The following is a 17,548-nucleotide window of genomic DNA, read 5'->3' on the forward strand; positions in this document are numbered from 1 at the left end:
AGTCCAAGAATAACTAACAAACTTTAACTTCAAACCATTCATTTCAAATTCATCATTACTATCTTCCATTTGTGTAAATCCATTTTTCTTTAACACTTTTTGAGAAGCTGTATTATTACTTGTTGTTTTCGCCAAAATTTGTTTGATGCCCAGTTCACTTACTTTTTCTAAAAGCAATTGCAAGGCTGTTTTGGCAATGCCTTTTCCGGTATGCTGCTGTCCTACTCTATAGCCCAGATGACCAGTTTTACTGTTTTTGTTTATATCAACTAGATTGATCCTGCCGAGAATAGTGCCTTCTTGGTCTTTAATTAAATAAAAATAGGAAATCCCTTCGCTCTGTTCTGCAAGCAGGGCTCGATGCCTGCTTCTAAAAATTTCAGGTTTATAATAATCATTTCCGCGGGAAAGAACCATTTCCTCGAAAAAGGCCCGGTTTTCCAGTTCAAATGCATATAGATTTTTTTGGTCCGTGCTTTTTAACTTTTCAATTGAGATATCCAATAATTATCTCCTCCCATTAGATAATCTGCTCTTTTGTATGCAGTATTGCAAAATCGTCATTCATTACTAGCTTTTTCGCGTTCTTCTCTCTCCAGTAAATATCTCTCATAAGCATCTTTTACTCCATCATTAATATCTACTGGCACTAAATGTTTATGTAGATCCCGCAATAAGATAAATGCTCTGAAAATTACTCCGACAATAATTGCATATAACATATACCAGCCAATAGGTCCAAAGTAAACTAAAATACCTAAAAGCCCGGCAAATAAAATACACCCTACTAACTTCATAACATCCTCCCTCACTAAGTAAACAGACTTTCAAGAATATATTGAATGGATCGAAAATATTGAAAATAAAATTTCGAGATTTTAGGAATCATAAACAGTGTTGCCAAAATAATTTAAAAAGAAAGGTTAATAGAGGTCAATTCAAAAATGATATGCTTCACAGGGATCGCTCTTTCCACATGTCTGGTGCTGATAAAATCGCCTCTACAAACGATCGTTACTACTCTCAACTCTCTTTTCGATCAGTTACTAGCTATTTATTCGTTGCTCTTTATATAATTTCCATAGCTGCAGTCCATCCGACTCAAAGCCATGATACGCTCCCATCCAGCGGGGATACGTCACAGGAATGACAGTGCAGATAAACTGGAACATAGTATATATGGATATCCCCCACAGTAATGACCTGATATCAGTATGCGGCCATACCCAAGCCATGCTTCCAAATATAACGCCAAGCAATAAAGATATAAGGGGCCCGCCTGCTAAAGCTGCTATCCTTTGCATCTTGTTCAGCTTACCGTCCCAGTAGGCAAAACCGGTGTAAGACCAGATAATATGGAAGTGCATCCTTCCCAGTCTAAAGTTTTCCTTATTGTCTTTTTTTCTCCCTAAATAAATATGTACAGGTGACTTGGATGTTGCCAGGACACCAAGCCCATGCCCCACCTCATGCAGCAGCGTGCAGAGTGGAATGATGATCACATATATAATGAACATTGCAAGCATGGATCTCCGCCCTTCTCTTCTCCTACAGATCAAATTCTTCCGTACCGCTTTCCAAGATCATAAAAGTTCCCTGCTCGCAGTCTATCTCAGCCAGGGCGCCATACGGCAAAATGAACTTAGGCTCAGTATGTCCGAAATTCAGATTATACAGGATCGGCAGTTCTTCCAGATCATATTCTTTCATGACAGAGCGAATTTCTCTTTTATATTCCTCGTAGTACTTCTCATCCTGCGGTTTGCCGAAAATGATCCCGTTTGCTTTATGCAGGATGCCTTGCGTTGCATAATTACGCAGCCAATACCTGATCATCTGTGGATCCGGCTTTTCTTCCGAAGTTTCAAAAAATAGTATGCTATTGTCCCAATGCTTGTTTTCCGGCCAAAGCGCGGTTCCCTTGGCAAACTCCAGCACTTCAATGCAGCCGCCTATTAAACGTCCTTGAGCTGTGCCTGAACCTTGAAGCACTTCATAACCGGCATTTTTCCGCATCGTCCGCTGTTTCCCTTTATTCTCTTCGATCCATTCCAGACGTTCACTTGTCCATTCATATCCCGGCTGGATTTCACCGATGATTTCATTCGAGAAGAGAGTCCGGTTCACCATTTCCACTGTGTAAGGATCCATTTCGATATTTTCAGCAAAATCGGTCAGGATTGCCGGGCCGTAAAATGAGGAAATACCTGCTTTCAGGCAGAATAAATGGGAAATCGTCACATCCGAGTAACCCATGAGAACCTTTGGATGTTCACGCATCACGTTGAAATCAATATACGGCAGCAGGCGGATGCTGTCTTCCCCTCCGATATTGGCGATAATCCCTTTGATGCTGTCATCTTCAAATGCCGTCATCAAATCTTCAGCACGGGCCTGAGGCGAATCATAAAGATAATCTGCGCCTTTTAAACTGTTTGGCATCGGCACCACTTCCAGCCCGAACACGTCCTCCAGTCTTTTGACTCCCTGTTCATAGCGCCAGCGCAGATTGGGTTCACCGGCGCCTCCCCACGACGTACTGACTGTTGCTACACGATCGCCAGGCTGCAGTTTTTTTGGTTTAATCAGCATAAGAATTTCCTTCCTTTCATTGCAGAACGCGTTTTCACTATAATACTTCGTTCAATTATTTCACTTTTCATAAGATTACACAACCGTCTCTGTATCAAAAAACGGACTGCAAGCCTTTGAGGGCCGCAATCCGTCTCATACTTCCTATTTAACATCTTTTTTGACAACTGCCACATGGACAATCTGCCCGTCTTTCGCTTCATTGACAACTGCGCTACCGGTAGACTGCCGATTCGTGTTCTTCAGCGACATTGGATCGATTTCTATCTTTTGATCCTTTGCTGTCAGCAATATAAACTGCTCGTCTTCATTCACCGTTATTGCATCTACAATATGATACGGATTGGTTTTCAGTTCTTTAAGGACCGTGACGCCTCTTAACGCCCTGGCAGCCGTTTCGAATTCTGCTACATTCATTCGTTTTACTGAACCGCGCTGGGTTGCTAAGAAAATATTTTTCGTTTTCTCCGTCACTACAATAAACGCTGCCAGTTCATCTTCCGGCTTCAAATTGATGCCTTTTACACCGCCTGTACGTATACCGGTGATCGATAATTCAGTTAAGCTGAAACGCAAAGCATAAGCCTGTTTGCTCACTAACAAGATCTCTTCATTACCCGCTGCGATCTGCGCTCCGGCCAGTGTCTCGCCTTTTTTCACATTCATTGCTTTGAATGAACGGTTATAACGCTGCACTTGGAAATCTGTCAGCTTGGACAATTTCACATTGCCGTTTGAGGCCGCAGTTAAAACGCTCAAGTTTTCGTCAAATTTTTCGAGACTGATCACGTCCACCAGTTCTTCGTTTGGCTCAAGGCTCACAATACTCGATACATGCTGACCTAAATCACGCCAGCGTATGTCAGGAAGCTCGTGGACAGGCTGATAGATGTAATTACCCAATGAAGTGAACAGCAGGAGATGATGCTGCGTATTCATCGCAGACTCCAATAAATAATAATCGGATTCTTTCATTTCCTGTCCCACACCATTGGACGCAGAATAAGAACGCATACTCGTACGTTTAATATAGCCGCCTTTCGTCACAGATACCATGACTTCCTCGCTTGGAATTAAAATATCCATATCTACTTTCAGCTCTTCTATCTTTTCAACAATGACAGAACGGCGAGGTTCGGCAAACTGCTTACGGATGGCTTTGATTTCTTTCACTAGCACAGCGATTAATTTCGACTCGCTTGCCAGAATTTCCTCAAGCTCGGCAATCAGTTTACGCAGTTCCGCTTCTTCCTGTTTCAATTCTGTAATATCAGTATTAGTCAGGCGGTATAACTGCAACGAAACGATCGCTTCTGCCTGTACTTCCGTAAATTCATACGCTGAAATCAAGTTCTGTTTTGCATCTTTTTTGTCTTTTGAAGCACGAATTGTCTTAATCACTTCATCGAGAATGGACAAGGCATGCATTAAGCCGTCGACGATATGCAGACGGTCTTTGGCCTTGCGGATATCGAAATTAGAACGTCGTGTGATGACGTCTTTCTGATGATCAATATATGCGTCAAGCAGCATCGGCAGAGACATCAGCATCGGCCGTCTGCCTGCAATGGCGATCATATTGAAATTATACGTAATCTGCAGATCAGTATTTTTGAGCAAATATTGCATGATCGCATGGCTGTCCATGTCCTTTTTCAGCTCTACAACAATTCGCATGCCTGTACGGTCGGATTCATCGCGAATTTCCGCGATCGCATCAAGTCTGCGGTCATGACGCAGCTCATCCATTTTTTTGACCAGATTCGCTTTATTTACATCATACGGGATTTCCGTAATGACAATTTGGGATTTACCGGCTTTTAACTGCTCTGTTTCCCATTTTGCACGAATAATGAAGCGTCCCTTACCCGTTTTATAAGCCGTTTTGATGCCGTCGGTTCCTTGAATAATGGCTCCCGTTGGAAAATCCGGGCCGGGAATAACCGTCATCAATTCTTCAACACTGACATCAGGTTTTTTTAGGCGCATCAAAACGGCATCGATCACCTCATGAAGAGCGTGAGGCGGGATGTCCGTTGCATATCCTGCTGAAATTCCCGTTGCTCCGTTGACTAAAAGGTTCGGAAAACGACCAGGCAATACGGTCGGCTCGAGTTCCGTATCATCAAAGTTCGGTGCAAAATCGACCGTTTCTTTACGAATATCGCGCAGCATCTCACTGGCGATCGCGGATAAGCGGGCTTCTGTATAACGCATCGCAGCTGCAGAGTCCCCGTCGACCGACCCGTTGTTTCCGTGCATATCAATCATTTCGTGTCGCAGTTTCCAGGATTGGCTCATCCGCACCATTGCATCATAGACAGACGTATCTCCGTGCGGATGGTAGTTACCGATCACGTTACCAACTGTTTTAGCTGCCTTACGGAACGCTTTTTCATGCGTATTTCCTTCATGGAACATCGCATACAAAATCCGGCGCTGAACCGGTTTTAAACCGTCACGAGCGTCCGGAATTGCGCGGTCCTGAATGATGTACTTACTGTAACGCCCAAATCGGTCGCCAATCACTTCTTCTAAGGGAAGATCTTGAAAAGTTTCTGAATGGGTCATTCCATATCCCCCTCAACATGTATAAATGCATTGTCTAAAATATTATGTTCTTCAATTAAGCCGAAATCGACATTTTCTTCGATCCATCTTCGGCGCGGTTCAACTTTATCGCCCATCAGTGTCGTCACACGGCGCTCTGATTTCGCACCATCTTCAATCGTTACGCGAATCAAGGTGCGCGTTTCCGGGTTCATCGTCGTTTCCCATAATTGATCGGCGTTCATCTCGCCGAGACCTTTATAGCGTTGGAGCATATAGCCTTTGCCGATCTTTTTCATGGCGGCGTCTAAATCGTCTTCAGTCCAGGCATACGCAAGCTTTTCACTCTTTCCGGAACCCTTAAACACTTTAAACAGCGGCGGCAGTGCGATATACACTTTTCCAGCCTCAATCAAAGGTTTCATATAGCGGTAAAAGAATGTCAGCAGCAGCACTTGAATATGTGCACCGTCTGTATCCGCATCCGTCATGATGATGATTTTATCATATGCGGCATTTTCAATTTGGAAATCTGCGCCGACGCCTGCCCCGATTGCATGAATGATCGTATTAATCTCTTCATTTTTCATGATGTCTTCGAGCTTGGCTTTTTCCGTATTGATCACTTTACCCCGCAATGGCAAAATCGCCTGGAATGTACGGTCACGTCCCTGCTTGGCAGATCCTCCGGCAGAGTCACCCTCCACCAGATATAATTCGTTTTTCGCGGCATTTCGTGATTGAGCCGGAGTCAGTTTCCCGGACAGCAAAGTATCTGATTTCCGTCTTTTTTTACCGGAACGCGCATCTTCTCTTGCTTTTCGCGCCGCTTCACGCGCCTGGTGGGCACGAATGGCTTTACGTACAAGGTTTGCACTTAATTCCGCGTTTTCCTCCAAGAAATACAGTAATTTTTGAGAAACCACCGCATCGGTCACAGTACGCGCTTCACTCGTACCAAGTTTGCCTTTCGTCTGTCCTTCAAACTGCAAGATTTCTTCAGGAATACGAACGGAAACAATTGCAGCGATTCCTTCCCTGATATCCGCTCCGTCCAAGTTCTTATCTTTTTCCTTCAGCAGACCTGCTTTTCGTGCATATTCATTCACAACACGTGTCATTGCTGCTTTCGCCCCGGTTTCATGCGTTCCGCCGTCTCTCGTCCGTACATTGTTGACGAATGAAAGAATCGTTTCTGCATAGCCGTCGCTGAATTGGAAAGCAAATTCGACCTCTATGCCGTCATTTTCACCTTCCAGATACGCCACATCATGCAGGACGTCCTTCTCTTCGTTCAAATACTCAATAAATGCTTCGATACCTGATTCATAATGAAAAACGTCTTTTTTATCGGTACCTTCTTCTTGCAGAACAATCTTTAAGCCTTTCAATAGAAACGCAGATTCACGCAATCTTTCAGCCAGCGTATCGTATTGATATTTAATCGTTGAAAAGATTGTGCGGTCCGGTTTGAAATGAATGATTGTACCTGTTTCTTTCGTTGTGCCGATCTGCTCAAGCGTCGTAGCCGGATGTCCGCCGTTCTCAAAACGCTGCCGGAATTTCTTGCCGTCACGGAAAATCGTCACTTCGAGCCATTCTGATAAGGCGTTGACCACAGATGCACCTACACCATGCAGACCGCCGGATGTCTTATATCCGCCCTGTCCAAACTTTCCGCCTGCATGCAATACAGTCAAAATGACTTCTGCTGTCGGTTTTCCTGACTGGTGCTTTCCTGTTGGCATGCCCCGTCCGAAATCCCGGACACTGACACTGCCGTCTGAATGAATGGTTACATCAATCTCTGATCCGAAGCCTGCTAATGCCTCATCTACAGAGTTATCCACTATTTCATAAACCAAGTGATGCAGCCCGCGGGTATCCGTCGAACCAATATACATACCCGGTCTTTTGCGTACGGCTTCTAAACCTTCTAAAATTTGAATGGAACTATCATCATATGTGTTTTGAATTTTTTCCTTCGCCAAAATGAAACCCCCGTCAAACAAATGTTCTCTTAATTTAATCATACCTCTTCTAATAAAAGCTGTCAAATCAACGTTTTCATGCAGTCAACTTATTGTATAGAAGAAATCTCAGGATTGCAATGCAGAAAAGATGACAACCTAATGAACGACAGCTTCCGACATTTCGAATAACAGGCTTTGCTATGGCCTGTGTAAATCAGTTATTGTTCCAAACTTACTCTTCTGCTAAACTTAATGCAAACAAGTAATCATGCAAAAGGGGTTCATTATGGAAACTTATCTAATCATTCTGGCGGCCTACCTGCTTGGTTCGATCCCGTCTGCATTATGGATCGGGAAACTATTTTATCAAACAGACGTCAGAGAGCATGGAAGCGGAAATATGGGTGCAACTAATACGTTTCGTGTATTGGGGAAAAAAGCAGGAATCATCGTTACTCTTCTCGATATTTTTAAAGGGACTGCAGCAGTGCTATTGCCGCTGCTTCCTTACTTTCACGACAATACAATTCATCCGCTGATACTCGGGATTGCGGCAGTTCTCGGTCACATCTTCCCTCTTTTCGCAAACCTCAGAGGCGGGAAAGCGGTAGCTACTTCCGGCGGTGTTTTACTTGGATATAATTGGCCAATTTTCATTTTGGTCGTCCTTACGTTTCTAATCGCATTGAAGCTGACGAAGATGGTCTCTTTAACTTCCATCATCGTTTCAGTGCTTGGGCCTGTGTACTGTCTGATTTATTATTTACTAACAGGCGACTTATACTTATTCCTGGTAATTTCGCTGATGGGCTTTTTCATTTTTTATAGGCACAGAGCCAATATTAACCGTATAAAAGAGGGAACAGAACCAAAAATAAAGTGGCTATAGGCTGCTTTGGGAGAAAGGGCGTTTTACTTCTTGAATATCAACATATCCGAAAATGCAGAACACTGGTTTAAAGATGAAATGGAAGCTTCACCAGGTGATTATGTAAAGTTTTTTGCACGTTATGGCGGATCAAGTCCCCTTCATGAAGGCTTTTCCTTAGGCATTACGAAAGAAATACCTGATGAAATAGCGGTGGAAACCGTTATGGATGGTGTTCATTTTTATATTGAAGAACGTGATATATGGTTTTTTGATAATCATGACTTGCAAGTGGATACTGACCCCGCGAGCGAAGAATTAGCTTTTTCATACAGTAAGAATTCCTGACATAATAGGACATATTAAACGGCAAGAATAACTTACAGGTTATTCTTGCCGTTTTTAAATCGAAGCAACTGCTCGAGACGCTGTTCTGCCTTCAATATCTCCATTTGCCGCTCTCCCAGCAGGTCAAAATGCGGATATTTCTCTCTTGCATGCATCCATTCAGGACGCAAGCCATATTGTCTTCCCCAACTGATCAGTTTCTCTATATCACAACATCCTGCCTTTGTGACAGTATTGACACCGGGAAACCGGTCATCAAGCCAGTAATGCGTCAAAAACGCGATTTCTCCCCGGCTTACCGCCTCTTTCCAAGCTTGCAGTTCCTGTCGCTTAATACCGAAAGCCATCAGTTTTCACTTCGCTGAATCTCTGCATATTTCGCATCCCATTGCGGATCGATTTTGCTTAATGAAACAGGACGGAAACTGCCTTTTTTTACTAAAACATGTTCAGATACAGCTGACGCTGCTACCACTCCGTCGGCATGCAGAATTTCGTAACCATAGACCGTACGCAGTCTGCCGTGCGATTCTACCCATGTCCGCACAGAGATGGTCTCTCCATATGTAATCGATGTCTTATACTTCACAGACAGCTCGGTAACAGGCGACAAATAACCGTCCTTCTCCAGCTGCGCATAATGAAACCCTAGATCCTGAATAAGTGATGTCCGACCAATTTCCATCCAAACTAAATAGTTCGCGTGGTAAACGACACCCATTTGATCGGTTTCTGCATAACGAACCTCAATTTCTTTTTCACTTGTAAACATTTTTCTTCACCTCATTATCCAGTATAGCGAACGAAAAATGACTTTGCTTGCTATAGCATTTCAAACATAGAAAAAAGATGTCCAACGGAGTCGGACATCTCTTTCTTATAGTATTATCAGTTTGTTTTCAACTTGTCGCGAAGAACCATTTGCAGGATTCCGCCGTGACGGTAGTAATCGATCTCCACTTCAGAGTCGAAACGTGCAAGCACTTCAAATTCAGTTTCCTTGCCGTCCGGAGCTTTTGCTATAACTTTAAGGATTGAACGTGGTTTTACGCCTTCAGCGATATTGACACAGATTTCTTCCTCACCAGTCAAGCCTAGAGATTCAACGTTCTCACCATTGATGAATTGCAGCGGAAGTACACCCATCATCACTAGGTTAGAACGGTGGATACGCTCGAAGCTTTCTACGATAACTGTTTTGATTCCCAGCAAGTTCGTGCCTTTTGCTGCCCAGTCACGAGAAGATCCCATTCCGTAGTCTTTACCGCCAAGAATTGCGAGACCTGTTCCGTCCTGCTGATACTTCATAGCCGCATCATAGATCGGCATAACTTCTTTGTTTGGCCAATACGTAGTGAATCCACCTTCAGTGCCTGCTGCGATTTGGTTACGAATACGGATATTCGCAAACGTTCCGCGCATCATGACTTCGTGGTTACCACGGCGTGAACCATAAGAGTTAAAGTTACGCGGCTCTACGCCGTTTTCGCGCAAGTAGATTCCTGCAGGTGTATTCAAACCAATTGCTCCGGCAGGTGAAATATGGTCAGTCGTGATGGAATCACCGAACTTACCGATTACACGCAGGCCTTTTAGCTGTTCGATATCCGTTGGTTCTTTCGAAAGGTTTTCGAAGAACGGAGGATTTTGGATGTAAGTTGAAGACTCATCGAAATCGTATAGAGAATCGTCAGTCGTTTCAATTGCATTCCAAGCTTCGTTTTCAGTGAATACGCGGGCATATTCTTTACGGAACAATTCAGGAGTAACTGTAGCGTTCAAAACATCATTGACTTCTTGAGTAGAAGGCCAAATGTCTTTGAAGAATACGTCGTTTCCATCTTTATCCTGTCCAATCGCATCTTTAGCGAAGTCGATGTTCACCGTTCCAGCCAGCGCATACGCAACAACCAATGGAGGTGAAGCCAAGTAGTTCGCTTTAACGAATGGGTGTACGCGGCCTTCAAAGTTACGGTTACCTGAAAGGACAGACGTTACTAGAAGATCTTCGTCACCGATTGTTTTTTCGATTTCCGGAAGTAATGGACCGGAGTTACCGATACATGTAGTACATCCGTAACCTACTGTGTTGAACCCGATTTTGTCCAAGTACTCAGACAAACCAGAATCATTCAAGTAGCCTGTTACGACTTTTGAACCTGGTGCCAATGAAGTTTTCACATAAGCAGGAGGCGTAAGTCCTTTTTCTACAGCTTTCTTCGCAACCAATCCAGCCGCTAACATTACGTAAGGGTTTGAAGTGTTTGTACAAGAAGTAATCGCTGCGATAGCCACATCGCCCGTTTTCAGGTCAACCTTGCGGCCGTCTTCAAACTTGATTGTGCCTTTTTTCTCAAGCTCTTTTGGTGTAAGACCGAAGCCTTGAGTCCCTTCTGGAGCAACAACTGCGTCTTTGAAAGACTGTTGCATTTCAGTCAATGGAATCAAGTCTTGCGGACGCTTAGGACCTGAAAGGTTTGCAGCGATATCACTTAGGTTGATTTCAACCACTTTTGTGAATGTCGGCTCTTCCTTTTCAGGTGTGAAGAACATATCATTTTCGATCAAATATTGCTTCGTTACAGCGATATGGTTTTCATCGCGGCCTGTTAAGCGCATATAGTTCAATGCTTCTTCATCAACCGGGAAGAATCCGCAAGTAGCACCATATTCAGGCGCCATGTTAGCGATTGTCGCGCGGTCGGCAAGTGGCAGTTTAGATACGCCTGGTCCGAAGAACTCAACGAATTTCCCTACTACGCCTTGTGCACGAAGTGTTTCAGTAACTTTCAATGCCAAGTCAGTTGCAGTCGTTCCGTCCGGAAGGTCTCCAACTAATTTAACACCGATTACTTCAGGAATTGGGAAATAAGAAGGCTGTCCAAGCATTCCTGCTTCAGCTTCAATCCCGCCGACGCCCCATCCAAGTACTCCGATACCGTTGATCATCGTTGTGTGGGAGTCAGTTCCCACCAATGTATCAGGGTATGTTTCGAATGTGCCGTCTTCACTTTCAACAGCGTGAACAACATTTGCAAGGTACTCCAAGTTTACTTGGTGAACGATACCCGTTGCAGGCGGTACTGCACGGTAGTTGTCATATGCTTTTTGAGCCCAGCTCAAGAATTGATAACGCTCAGCGTTACGCTCGAATTCAAGCTCCATATTCATTTGAAGAGCCTGCGGCGTGCCGTAGCTGTCTACCTGTACGGAGTGGTCAATAACCAGGTCCACTGGAATTTCTGGGTTGATCTTATTAGGATCTCCGCCTTGTTCCTTCATTGCTGAACGTAATGACGCAAGGTCGACTACAACAGGAACACCTGTAAAGTCCTGAAGGATAACGCGGGAAGGTTTGAACGGCACTTCAGCATCTGCGTTCTGTACAGTGCCCCATTTTGCCAGGTCTTCTACGTGCTCATCTTTGATTACGTATCCGTCGTGCTGACGAAGAACTGATTCCAGCAATACTCTCACTGAATAAGGAAGTTTCGAAATGTTTGAAAGGCCTGCTTCTTCTAAAGCTTTTAGGCGGTAATAGTTATATGTCTTTCCATTCACCTTGAAAGACTGACGGCTGTTGTGTAAATTGCTTTTTGCCATGATTTGGTCTCCTCCTTTATGTACTGAAAGATAATAAATACACATCTTTCCTCTACTCCATCATAGTATAGCAAAGAAGATTAGTAAAATACATATAAATTATAGGTTGATATAAGAAAAACCAATGACTAAATCAATTATCATTAAGTATTCTCAATTAGTTATTCCGATTCTCAAATAGACGGCAATACACTAGGAAGAATTTCCTTTCTGATACCTATCATACAAATTCTGTCTTTTAAAAGGGTTTTTTCCTCACTGTCTTTACACATGTCTGGATATTCAGCCGCCACTATGCCAGAATACTAGTAAGGAGCTGATAAAATTGAATAAAGCATTATTGGTTGTAGATTACACAGTAGATTTCGTGGCAATCGACGGAGCACTGACTTGCGGCGAGCCAGGGATTGCGCTTGAAGACTATATCGTACAGTTAACAGAGGATTTCCTCAAACAGCAGCAGCCCGTTTTCGTCATAAATGATCTTCATGAAAAAGACGATCCATACCATCCTGAAAACGCCCTGTTCCCTCTTCATAATATCCGGGGAACAGCAGGAAGAAATCTCTACGGCAAAATGAATGATCTTTACAAAGCGCACGAGCAAAAAATTATCGGGATGGATAAGACAAGATACAGTGCATTTGCCGGCACTGATTTAGATATTCAGCTGCGCGCACGCGGCATTACGGAAATTCATCTGACAGGCGTCTGTACAGATATCTGTATTTTACATACTGCAGTGGATGCCTACAATAAAGGGTATAAAATTTTCATCCATCAAGGCGGTGTTGCAAGCTTTAATCCGGCAGGCCATAACTGGGCACTGTCTCACTTCCAGAACACTCTCGGCGCTACTGTTTTGCCTAATTAACAGCCCAAAGTTCAGCAGTAAACAAACTGTCTGAACTTTTTTTATTTTCATCTTCAGGATAAAAAAGGTTTCATGTATTAAAAAAATGGTAATACAAATACTAAGCAAGAGATACACACAAATTCTTAAAGGAGATGAACAGCATGAGTTTTCTTTGGTTCTTAATTATCGGAGGCGTCATTGGTTGGTTAGCTGGACTTATTGTAGGCAGAGATATTCCAGGCGGCATTATTGGTAACATTATTGCAGGTATTGTCGGTGCATGGATCGGTGGTGCATTGTTAGGTGAATGGGGTCCGCAGATCTCCAGTTTCTACTTTTTACCAGCATTAATCGGGGCGATCGTACTTGTCTTTATCGTCAGTCTGATTATGAAGAGTATGCGCAGAGCATCGTAAATTTAGACATAAAAAGTGGAGTCTTCCTTAATTGGAAGCTCCACTTTTTTATTTTGCTGCTTGTATTTCCATTTCATTCGCTTTACGCTGCTCTTCAAATTCATTAAAAAACCAGAGCACATCTTCTACATACGTTTCACTGTGATTATAATGGAAGATAGCTTTTTCTATCTGACCGTCTGCCGCTCCGCTTTTGGACAGATAGTTCGCCGCACTGAATATCGCGTCTTCAATATTAAATGGGTCCGCGATTCCGTCTCCGTTTGCATCAACCCCGTAACCGCCATATTTTTTAATGACTGCAGGATCGGTTTTATCTTTTTCCGGGATACTTCCCTTCCCAAGTTCTTTGCAGCCCGGATAACCCCAGCCAACAAATGTACAGGGCATAAACTGCATTGGACCTTCTGCACCTGCCGGCGATACATCTGTATTCATAGTGGAAAATCGCGTCTCAATCCGATGATGTGCTGCGAGCAGTGTCCAAGGAATACCGTATTCTTTGCCCGCGGCGATGTAAATCGGAATATATTCCTCCGGGATTGCGGTACCGGTCTGCCTCTCCTGCATACTTAACAGAGTCGATGCAGATTTCCTGATGACGTCATTATTTTCAATACTTGTCCAAAGGATTGCAGCAATCGTGAAGACGGTGACGGCAACGGGTATTAAAAAGATCAAGAAGGCGATTTTTATACGAATTGACCGATTGACCTTTTTTTTCTTCATTGCCTCACCTCTTCCTCATCTTAGTTGCCTTCTTTAATCAGCGCTTTCATGTCTTTTACGATTGTATCATAAGGAACATCATCTCGCCCGTCATATAATTTTACGACTTCCCCATCCTGATTCACCAGGCCAAATGAAACACTGTGCAGCACTTGGTTACTGTTCGGAATTTCTTTCACGACTTGTTTGAATGAAGACGCCGCCAGCTTCTCGATCGTTTTCATATCATAGCCTGTGAGCAGCTCCCATTTATCACGCAGATGCTGATCGTCAACTCCGAGTTCCTTCTTATCATTGTCCGTAAGCGCAACAAATGCTTCCATATAATCTTTTAAAGCTTCCGGCGTATCCGTTTCAGGATCAATGCTGAAGGCCACTACTTTGTAATCCTCCACATTTTTTTCCTGCAATTTCTTTTGCAGCGTGAACATATTGCTCATCATCGGCGGGCACGCATCTTCACAAACTGTGAAAATAAACTGTGCCAGCCATACTTCGCCTTTCAAATCTTCATTCGACACTTTTTCATGATCTTGATTGGTAAATTCAAATGGTTCCACTTTGTACTTGTGATCAGGCTTAAATCCACCGCCGCACGCACTCAGCACGAGCACAAATATGAGTGTCAGCAGCACCAAAAACTTTTTCTTCATCATTGATTCCTCCACCTTGTAATAGTCACTTCATCATATCGAAAGTTCCTTTATCAAACAAGGCGGAGGTCTGTTCCTATTTGGCTAAACATTGACGGTTTCGTGAAGTTCTCATGAAGTTCAGCGATTTTTTATATCGGAGAGAACTTCATGGATTGCTTCAAGCTTTACTTCAAGCCTGTGCAGCAGGTAAAACGATACGAATATCGGAAATCCCACGTCCTGAATGAGTTGCAGCCAATGCTCCATTTGCGTCTCCTCCTTTCTTCTTTGGATGTAAAAAAGCCGGCATTCCGTAGAATGCCGGCTCCTGCTATTAACGTGTCAGTAGAACCTGCGTATCCCGCTCTACAATCCGTGCACTTTTAATTTGTGCCAACGGAGAATCTTCTACAACAAATACTCCGCTGTTGATCACTTGCTGCATAGCTGATTCCACTTGTTCCGCTGTTACATTGTCTCTTGGAGCCTCCACAGTCAATTTCACCGGTTCTTCAGCTGCCGTCAAAAAGTTCAATTCCAATACTTTTGCCATTTTCCCGTTCCTCCTTTTCTTCCTTAGTCATTTTGTATTTCTTCTGTTACGACCTTCTCAACTTTGATCAGCAAGTAGCTTGATAAAGAAGCTAATTGAGTCAATGCAATATGCAGGCTGTCTGCTGAAGACTGGCTATTGAGATTCTTGTACGTCTTGACCTTGCGGATGATGCTGCCCTTTTCATTCGTTCCAGCATTGAAGTGAATCTTGCCGGCTGCAGAATTGAATTCCAGTGTAGCTGCCATGTGTATCACCTCCTTTCACCCTCTATATAGAGTGAAAGATCAAAAAGGATACTTTGTTAGTGAAATATTTTTCAAATGATTCTATAATGGAGAGTAGAATGGAAGAGGTGAATAACTGTGCAGGACCTATTTATGTGGTTTATCTTATTCTGGGGCATTGTAATGATCGGTTTATTCGGTATCGGCGGATTTTTCATGTTCCGAAAGTTCCTGAAAGTCTTTCCGAAAGAAGACGGCAAATCGACATTGGACTGGGAAGAGCATTATGTCAACAAATCACTGCATTTATGGAACCCCGAAGCTAAAGGAATGTTAAATGAACTGGTTACGCCGGTACCTGAATTATTCCGTGATGTAGCGAAGCAGAAAATCGCTTCAAAAATTGGACAGATCGCATTGGAAGACCGCGCAAAAACAATTGAATTTGACCATATTATTAAAGGATATATTCTCGCGACACCTAAGCGGGATCACAACTTTCTTCGCAAAAAGCTGAATGAAATGGATGTCGACATGCAGCCGTATGAACATTTATTCGGCTGATAAGTGAAAAAGCAATCTGCCCATAAAAGGACAGATTGCTTTTATTTTATGTTTTTTTCGAGTTTCTTATATTTCACGAGCATCCCAATCCGCCAAGGCAGAATCATGGAGAATGCCAGAATGAAGAACATTCCGCCAAGCTCGCCCACATCAATTGAGTTGCTGAGTACGATTTTACCAATCATCCGCAAAATCAGCAGACTGAACAAAATAATAAGGAAAGCTTTAGACTTCTGTAAGTAAATCCCATCTTCCTTCATTTCGAACTTCGTTGTTTTGATTAAGAAAGCCGAGAAGATTAATCCGACGAGACTCGCTTCGAGAACCTGTGTCCAGGGAACCTGAAACTCGTCAAACAAGAACATCAGCATCCCGGTCGACATGAATAGCGGCGGCAAAATTATTTTCTTAACCTGTATCGGCTTATTCGATGCTTTCGCCCGCATCGTATAAACAAATGTTGTCATTACAAGAAAAATTACTGTCGAACCGATAATCAGATAGACCGGCGGAATGCTTGTGAAAATATAATCGACTAAATCTTGCGGCTTACTCATCTTCTGCTTTCCCCCACTCTTCCAGATCATCCAGCCGCCTTGTCAAATCATTCATTGGAACGATCCGTGCAAAACGCGCCATTTCCCTTTGCTGATGGAACAATAACACAACAGGGGCTGTAAAGAGTCCGAGCTGGCCTGCAAGTTCAGGAACTTCCGCGGCATTCACGCGGTAAAACGGAAATGCATAGGATTCCCCGAGTGCCGCCACTTGCGGATAAAGTCCTTCACAAACAGAACAATGATCGGTTTTTACAAACAACAGAAATTGCTTGGAGCTGTTCAATAGGGATTGCCACTCATTAAATGAATGAATCTCCTGCATACTGCACCTCTCTTCTGTTTGGTTACTTTTTCATTAGAAGCCCTGGAAATCACCGAAAATCGGGCTGAGCAGACTAGTGAAATAGACCATGCCGTTAAAGAACAGCACAATACCAAATACAATCATCAAATATCCGCCTGCCTTAGTGATCGTCATGCTGTGTCTGCGGATCCAGCTGATTCTTGTGATGAAGAATGACAGGAAGAAGAATGGAATCGCAAAGCCGAGCACGTAGAGCATCATATACAGCATACTCGAAGCCGGGTTCGTAGCCGCCAGGTAGATGATCGCACCGATTATGGGTCCCATACACGGCTGCCACCCTGCCGAGAAAGCAAGTCCGATCAGCGCTGTACCGAAATAACCTGCCGGACGGTTTTTAAATTGCAATTTTTTCTCTTTCATCAAAAATTCCGGTTTGAATAATCCGATTGTCATCAGACCAAAAATCACAATGAAAATCGCGCCAAGCTGACGGATTAAATCTTGATACTGTAAGAAAATCGAGCCAATGAACGATGTACTGAATCCCAGAATAACGAATACTACAGAGAACCCAAGTAAAAAGAACAGCGTATGTAAAATACCGGTACGGCTCATTCCTTTTGACTTATCACCCAAATCATCCAGTGACATACCGGTGATATACGATATAAAGGCCGGGTATAGTGGCAGCACGCAAGGAGAGATGAAACTTAAAAAACCTGCTCCGAACGCAAAGAATATATTAACATCCGCCCCCAAAGTAATTC

22 protein-coding genes are annotated in these 17,548 nt (G+C 43.4%); 5 read left to right on the plus strand and 17 right to left on the minus strand.

What is annotated here, in order from left to right; all coding sequences use genetic code 11:
• From NCCP2331_RS03220 to parE, 6 genes are all read right to left on the minus strand, one after another.
• Positions 1–504, minus strand: a 504-nt coding sequence (locus NCCP2331_RS03220) for a GNAT family N-acetyltransferase (RefSeq protein WP_251668484.1), incomplete at its 3' end; no start/stop codon positions are given.
• A gap of 56 nt (positions 505–560) precedes the next feature.
• Positions 561–797 carry an ATP-dependent Lon protease gene (locus NCCP2331_RS03225; RefSeq protein WP_153722430.1) on the minus strand — a complete coding sequence of 79 codons (237 nt, stop codon included), beginning with the start codon at positions 795–797 and terminating at the stop codon, positions 561–563.
• A 249-nt stretch (positions 798–1,046) separates the two neighbouring features.
• Positions 1,047–1,526: a hypothetical protein gene (locus NCCP2331_RS03230; protein WP_251668485.1), complete on the minus strand. Its 480-nt coding sequence runs from the start codon at positions 1,524–1,526 to the stop codon at positions 1,047–1,049.
• Positions 1,527–1,548: 22 nt separating this feature from the next.
• On the minus strand, positions 1,549–2,592 hold the full coding sequence (locus NCCP2331_RS03235) for a S66 family peptidase (RefSeq protein WP_251668486.1): 1,044 nt from the start codon (positions 2,590–2,592) through the stop codon (positions 1,549–1,551).
• A 144-nt stretch (positions 2,593–2,736) separates the two neighbouring features.
• Positions 2,737–5,163 (minus strand): DNA topoisomerase IV subunit A, encoded by a 2,427-nt coding sequence (gene parC, locus NCCP2331_RS03240; RefSeq protein WP_251668487.1) that lies wholly within the window; start codon positions 5,161–5,163, stop codon positions 2,737–2,739.
• A complete protein-coding gene (gene parE / locus NCCP2331_RS03245) occupies positions 5,160–7,175 on the minus strand; it encodes a DNA topoisomerase IV subunit B (RefSeq protein ID WP_228551084.1) in 2,016 nt (671 codons plus the stop codon). Before parE ends, parC begins: the two co-directional genes overlap by 4 nt.
• Before the next feature lie 226 nt (positions 7,176–7,401).
• On the opposite strand from parE, the gene plsY reads away from it, so the two are divergent.
• Positions 7,402–8,004 (plus strand): glycerol-3-phosphate 1-O-acyltransferase PlsY, encoded by a 603-nt coding sequence (gene plsY, locus NCCP2331_RS03250; RefSeq protein WP_251668488.1) that lies wholly within the window; start codon positions 7,402–7,404, stop codon positions 8,002–8,004.
• Positions 8,005–8,034: 30 nt separating this feature from the next.
• Positions 8,035–8,331 carry a HesB/YadR/YfhF family protein gene (locus tag NCCP2331_RS03255; RefSeq protein ID WP_251668489.1) on the plus strand — a complete coding sequence of 99 codons (297 nt, stop codon included), beginning with the start codon at positions 8,035–8,037 and terminating at the stop codon, positions 8,329–8,331.
• 32 nt (positions 8,332–8,363) lie between these two features.
• Here the strand turns inward: NCCP2331_RS03255 and NCCP2331_RS03260 are convergent, their stop codons facing one another.
• The 3 genes from NCCP2331_RS03260 to acnA form a co-directional block, all read right to left on the minus strand.
• The gene (locus NCCP2331_RS03260; protein WP_251668491.1) at positions 8,364–8,678 is read right to left on the minus strand and encodes a hypothetical protein; all 315 of its coding nucleotides are present in this window, start codon (positions 8,676–8,678) and stop codon (positions 8,364–8,366) included.
• Positions 8,678–9,103, minus strand: a complete 426-nt coding sequence (locus NCCP2331_RS03265; RefSeq protein WP_251668492.1) for an acyl-CoA thioesterase — start codon at positions 9,101–9,103, stop codon at positions 8,678–8,680. The genes NCCP2331_RS03260 and NCCP2331_RS03265 overlap by 1 nt, the downstream gene beginning before the upstream one ends.
• A gap of 116 nt (positions 9,104–9,219) precedes the next feature.
• Entirely contained in the window at positions 9,220–11,934 is a 2,715-nt protein-coding gene (acnA, locus tag NCCP2331_RS03270) for an aconitate hydratase AcnA (protein ID WP_153722423.1), read from the minus strand.
• 325 nt (positions 11,935–12,259) lie between these two features.
• Between acnA and NCCP2331_RS03275 the strand changes: the two genes are divergently transcribed.
• Together NCCP2331_RS03275 and NCCP2331_RS03280 are read left to right on the plus strand one after the other, a co-directional pair.
• Positions 12,260–12,808 carry a cysteine hydrolase family protein gene (locus NCCP2331_RS03275; RefSeq protein ID WP_251668493.1) on the plus strand — a complete coding sequence of 183 codons (549 nt, stop codon included), beginning with the start codon at positions 12,260–12,262 and terminating at the stop codon, positions 12,806–12,808.
• Between the two features lie 143 nt (positions 12,809–12,951).
• Positions 12,952–13,206 (plus strand): GlsB/YeaQ/YmgE family stress response membrane protein, encoded by a 255-nt coding sequence (locus NCCP2331_RS03280; protein WP_153722421.1) that lies wholly within the window; start codon positions 12,952–12,954, stop codon positions 13,204–13,206.
• A gap of 48 nt (positions 13,207–13,254) precedes the next feature.
• On the opposite strand, the gene NCCP2331_RS03285 is transcribed toward NCCP2331_RS03280, so the two are convergent.
• From NCCP2331_RS03285 to NCCP2331_RS03305, 5 genes are all read right to left on the minus strand, one after another.
• Positions 13,255–13,935 carry a lytic transglycosylase domain-containing protein gene (locus NCCP2331_RS03285; protein ID WP_251668494.1) on the minus strand — a complete coding sequence of 227 codons (681 nt, stop codon included), beginning with the start codon at positions 13,933–13,935 and terminating at the stop codon, positions 13,255–13,257.
• 20 nt (positions 13,936–13,955) lie between these two features.
• Positions 13,956–14,591, minus strand: a complete 636-nt coding sequence (locus tag NCCP2331_RS03290; RefSeq protein ID WP_285835508.1) for an SCO family protein — start codon at positions 14,589–14,591, stop codon at positions 13,956–13,958.
• 117 nt (positions 14,592–14,708) lie between these two features.
• Positions 14,709–14,837, minus strand: a complete 129-nt coding sequence (locus tag NCCP2331_RS03295; protein WP_153722419.1) for a YvrJ family protein — start codon at positions 14,835–14,837, stop codon at positions 14,709–14,711.
• Positions 14,838–14,904: 67 nt separating this feature from the next.
• Positions 14,905–15,123, minus strand: coding sequence for a DUF2922 domain-containing protein (locus NCCP2331_RS03300; RefSeq protein ID WP_153722418.1), 219 nt, complete (start codon positions 15,121–15,123; stop codon positions 14,905–14,907).
• A gap of 23 nt (positions 15,124–15,146) precedes the next feature.
• Positions 15,147–15,371 carry a DUF1659 domain-containing protein gene (locus NCCP2331_RS03305; RefSeq protein ID WP_153722417.1) on the minus strand — a complete coding sequence of 75 codons (225 nt, stop codon included), beginning with the start codon at positions 15,369–15,371 and terminating at the stop codon, positions 15,147–15,149.
• Between the two features lie 132 nt (positions 15,372–15,503).
• Here NCCP2331_RS03305 and NCCP2331_RS03310 point away from each other — a divergent pair, with 132 nt between their 5' ends.
• Positions 15,504–15,914, plus strand: coding sequence for a DUF2621 domain-containing protein (locus tag NCCP2331_RS03310; RefSeq protein WP_153722416.1), 411 nt, complete (start codon positions 15,504–15,506; stop codon positions 15,912–15,914).
• Positions 15,915–15,955: 41 nt separating this feature from the next.
• Here the strand turns inward: NCCP2331_RS03310 and NCCP2331_RS03315 are convergent, their stop codons facing one another.
• From NCCP2331_RS03315 to NCCP2331_RS03325, 3 genes are read right to left on the minus strand one after another with little or no spacing between them, the layout of a single operon-like run.
• The gene (locus NCCP2331_RS03315) at positions 15,956–16,471 is read right to left on the minus strand and encodes a CcdC family protein (RefSeq protein WP_251668495.1); all 516 of its coding nucleotides are present in this window, start codon (positions 16,469–16,471) and stop codon (positions 15,956–15,958) included.
• Positions 16,464–16,796 carry a thioredoxin family protein gene (locus NCCP2331_RS03320; RefSeq protein ID WP_251668496.1) on the minus strand — a complete coding sequence of 111 codons (333 nt, stop codon included), beginning with the start codon at positions 16,794–16,796 and terminating at the stop codon, positions 16,464–16,466. The genes NCCP2331_RS03315 and NCCP2331_RS03320 overlap by 8 nt, the downstream gene beginning before the upstream one ends.
• Before the next feature lie 33 nt (positions 16,797–16,829).
• On the minus strand, positions 16,830–17,540 hold the full coding sequence (locus NCCP2331_RS03325; protein WP_153722413.1) for a cytochrome c biogenesis CcdA family protein: 711 nt from the start codon (positions 17,538–17,540) through the stop codon (positions 16,830–16,832).
• Positions 17,541–17,548: the final 8 nt, after the last annotated feature.

Origin of the sequence: Sporosarcina sp. NCCP-2331 (assembly GCF_023707945.1) — a bacterium.
Lineage (GTDB): Bacteria > Bacillota > Bacilli > Bacillales_A > Planococcaceae > Sporosarcina > Sporosarcina cascadiensis.

What these genes read in the sequence shown, in the direction of transcription:
- NCCP2331_RS03280 (WP_153722421.1), top strand. Translation starts at nt 12,952, where the DNA reads ATGAGTTTTCTTTGGTTCTTAATTATCGGAGGCGTCATTGGTTGGTTA.
- NCCP2331_RS03320 (WP_251668496.1), bottom strand. Translation starts at nt 16,796, where the DNA reads ATGCAGGAGATTCATTCATTTAATGAGTGGCAATCCCTATTGAACAGC.
- plsY (WP_251668488.1), top strand. Translation starts at nt 7,402, where the DNA reads ATGGAAACTTATCTAATCATTCTGGCGGCCTACCTGCTTGGTTCGATC.
- NCCP2331_RS03290 (WP_285835508.1), bottom strand. Translation starts at nt 14,591, where the DNA reads ATGATGAAGAAAAAGTTTTTGGTGCTGCTGACACTCATATTTGTGCTC.
- NCCP2331_RS03230 (WP_251668485.1), bottom strand. Translation starts at nt 1,526, where the DNA reads ATGCTTGCAATGTTCATTATATATGTGATCATCATTCCACTCTGCACG.
- NCCP2331_RS03260 (WP_251668491.1), bottom strand. Translation starts at nt 8,678, where the DNA reads ATGGCTTTCGGTATTAAGCGACAGGAACTGCAAGCTTGGAAAGAGGCG.
- NCCP2331_RS03265 (WP_251668492.1), bottom strand. Translation starts at nt 9,103, where the DNA reads ATGTTTACAAGTGAAAAAGAAATTGAGGTTCGTTATGCAGAAACCGAT.
- NCCP2331_RS03295 (WP_153722419.1), bottom strand. Translation starts at nt 14,837, where the DNA reads ATGGAGCATTGGCTGCAACTCATTCAGGACGTGGGATTTCCGATATTC.
- NCCP2331_RS03310 (WP_153722416.1), top strand. Translation starts at nt 15,504, where the DNA reads ATGTGGTTTATCTTATTCTGGGGCATTGTAATGATCGGTTTATTCGGT.
- NCCP2331_RS03300 (WP_153722418.1), bottom strand. Translation starts at nt 15,123, where the DNA reads ATGGCAAAAGTATTGGAATTGAACTTTTTGACGGCAGCTGAAGAACCG.
- NCCP2331_RS03235 (WP_251668486.1), bottom strand. Translation starts at nt 2,592, where the DNA reads ATGCTGATTAAACCAAAAAAACTGCAGCCTGGCGATCGTGTAGCAACA.
- parC (WP_251668487.1), bottom strand. Translation starts at nt 5,163, where the DNA reads ATGACCCATTCAGAAACTTTTCAAGATCTTCCCTTAGAAGAAGTGATT.
- NCCP2331_RS03225 (WP_153722430.1), bottom strand. Translation starts at nt 797, where the DNA reads ATGAAGTTAGTAGGGTGTATTTTATTTGCCGGGCTTTTAGGTATTTTA.
- acnA (WP_153722423.1), bottom strand. Translation starts at nt 11,934, where the DNA reads ATGGCAAAAAGCAATTTACACAACAGCCGTCAGTCTTTCAAGGTGAAT.
- NCCP2331_RS03315 (WP_251668495.1), bottom strand. Translation starts at nt 16,471, where the DNA reads ATGAGTAAGCCGCAAGATTTAGTCGATTATATTTTCACAAGCATTCCG.
- NCCP2331_RS03305 (WP_153722417.1), bottom strand. Translation starts at nt 15,371, where the DNA reads ATGGCAGCTACACTGGAATTCAATTCTGCAGCCGGCAAGATTCACTTC.
- parE (WP_228551084.1), bottom strand. Translation starts at nt 7,175, where the DNA reads ATGATTAAATTAAGAGAACATTTGTTTGACGGGGGTTTCATTTTGGCG.
- NCCP2331_RS03285 (WP_251668494.1), bottom strand. Translation starts at nt 13,935, where the DNA reads ATGAAGAAAAAAAAGGTCAATCGGTCAATTCGTATAAAAATCGCCTTC.